Annotated in this window: 4 protein-coding genes; all 4 read left to right on the top strand. The window is 63.8% G+C overall.

What is annotated here, in order from left to right:
* Positions 1-568: hypothetical protein (locus C2I19_RS19435; RefSeq protein WP_103904268.1), on the top strand; the 568-nt coding region annotated here is incomplete at its 5' end.
* A 36-nt stretch (positions 569-604) separates the two neighbouring features.
* Positions 605-1,351, top strand: coding sequence for a MotA/TolQ/ExbB proton channel family protein (locus C2I19_RS19430; RefSeq protein ID WP_103904267.1), 747 nt, complete (start codon positions 605-607; stop codon positions 1,349-1,351).
* 6 nt (positions 1,352-1,357) lie between these two features.
* Complete coding sequence (locus C2I19_RS19425) at positions 1,358-1,801, top strand: ExbD/TolR family protein (protein WP_103904266.1); 444 nt, start codon at positions 1,358-1,360, stop codon at positions 1,799-1,801.
* An 11-nt stretch (positions 1,802-1,812) separates the two neighbouring features.
* Positions 1,813-2,057, top strand: a 245-nt coding sequence (locus C2I19_RS19420) for an ExbD/TolR family protein (protein ID WP_199181283.1), incomplete at its 3' end; no start/stop codon positions are given.

Genomic DNA, 2,057 nt, shown 5'->3' with positions numbered 1-2,057 from the left:
CGTGCTGATCTACGCGCTGGCGACCGGTCTGGCCCAGGGCGTGGTCAAGGTGATCCAGCAGAAGGTGGAAGTGTCGGTGATCAGCGAACCGCCGCCGCCGCCTCCGCCGCCGCCCAAGATCGAAAAAGTGGTGCCGCAGGCCGCGCCGCCCAAGCCGGAGGCCTACGTGCCGCCGGTGGTCAATCCGCCGCCGATGGTGCAATCGCAAAACGCCATCCAGTCGGTGACCTCCGATCCGAAACCGCAACCGGCTCCGACGCCGGCGCCGGTGGCGGAAGCGCCGAAGGGCCCGGTTTCGGCCAAAGCCAATTGCAGCCATCTGGAAAACCCGGAATACCCGGCCAAAGCCCAGGAAGACGAAATCCAGGGCGTGGTCAACGTGGTGTTCAGCGTGGGCGGCAACGGCAAATACAGCGGCGACGCCAGCTTCAGCTTCGGCGGCGACATCCCGCCGCGCTATCGCAGCGCGTTCAAGGCCGCCATTACCAGCGCATTGCAGGGTTACGCCTGCCAGGCCAATTCCCAATTGAAACAGGAATTCGGCTTCAAAATGGACTCTGGCTCCTAAGACCAGAGCCTCTCAAGACACAAAGGAGCAAATACCATGACCAAGATCACTCGCGCATTTCTGGGCAAAGTCCTGGGCGCCGCCGGCCTGCTGAGCGCGCTGCCGGCGCTGGCGGCAGAGACCGTCAGCACCTCCAATCCGTACGGCATCGACGCCCTGTGGTCGCAAGGCGACTTCGTGGCCAAGGGCACGCTGATCATTCTGTTGATCATGTCCGCCTCCACCTGGTACGTGGGCATCGTCAAGCTGCTGGAACAACGCCGCCTGATCAAGCAGGGGCATGAACTGCTGGGCCACCATGGCGTGGACCTGCAAAAAGCCGCCAGCGAACTGGCGGACGAAGGCATGTATAGCGCGGTGGCGCAGGCCGGCATCGAAGCCGCCGGCGAGCACAAGGGCGAACTGGCCAACCGCGTGGACCTGAACACCTGGGTGGCGATGGCCATCTCCGACGCGGTGGATTCCGCCAGCCACCACATGCAAAACGGCCTGTCGGTGATCGCCACCGTGGGCTCCACCGCGCCGTTCGTCGGCCTGTTCGGCACCGTATGGGGCATTTACCACGCGCTGGTGAAGATCGGCACCTCGGGCCAAGCCTCCATTGATAAGGTAGCCGGCCCGGTGGGCGAAGCGCTGATCATGACCGCCATCGGCCTGGCGGTGGCGGTGCCGGCGGTGCTGGGTTACAACTGGCTGGTGCGTCGCAACAAGCTGGTGCTGGACAATGTGCGCGTCGTATCCGGTCGCCTGCACGCCAGCCTGCTGAACAACCCGACCCGGTAAACGGCCATGGCGCGTTACAAGCGATTTGGCCACGGCAAGGGCGACGAAGACCAGGTGCTGTCGGCGATCAACACCACGCCGCTGGTGGACGTGATGCTGGTGCTGCTGATCATCTTCCTGATCACGGTGCCGGTGGTGACGCAGACGGTGAAGATGACGCTGCCGAAAGAGCGCAACATCCCGACGCAGACCAAGCCGGAAAACATCGTGCTGGGGGTGGGGCCGGACAGCCGCATTTACTGGAACATGAGCCCGGTGCAGGACCAGCAGGAGCTGCTGGCGCGCTTGGTGAAGGAAGCGAAGAAGACTCCGCAGCCTGAAGTGCATATCCGGGGCGACGCGACGGCGAAGTACGCGCCGATCGGCCGCATCGTGCTGGCGGTGCAGCAGGCGGGGATCGTGAAGATCGCGTTTATCACCGAGCCGCCGAGTCCGGCGGGCGCAGAGTAGGAGGAGGGATCATGGCGATGAACGTGGGGTCGTCGGACGAAGACGACCTGATGATGGAAATCAACACCACGCCGCTGATCGACGTGATGTTGGTGATGCTGATCATGCTGATCATCACGATACCGATCCAGACGCACGCGGTGAAGCTGGACATGCCGCAGAACGCGCCGTCCAAGCCGTTGGTGAAACCGGCGGTGGTGCAGATCGACATCACGCCGGACAACGCGGTGCTGTGGAACGGTGAGCGTTTGCCGGG

The sequence above is a fragment of the Chromobacterium alticapitis genome, assembly GCF_002924365.1.
Lineage (GTDB): Bacteria > Pseudomonadota > Gammaproteobacteria > Burkholderiales > Chromobacteriaceae > Chromobacterium > Chromobacterium alticapitis.
Note: the sequence above shows the minus strand (reverse complement) of the source record. Positions and strands in the feature narration are given on the sequence as shown.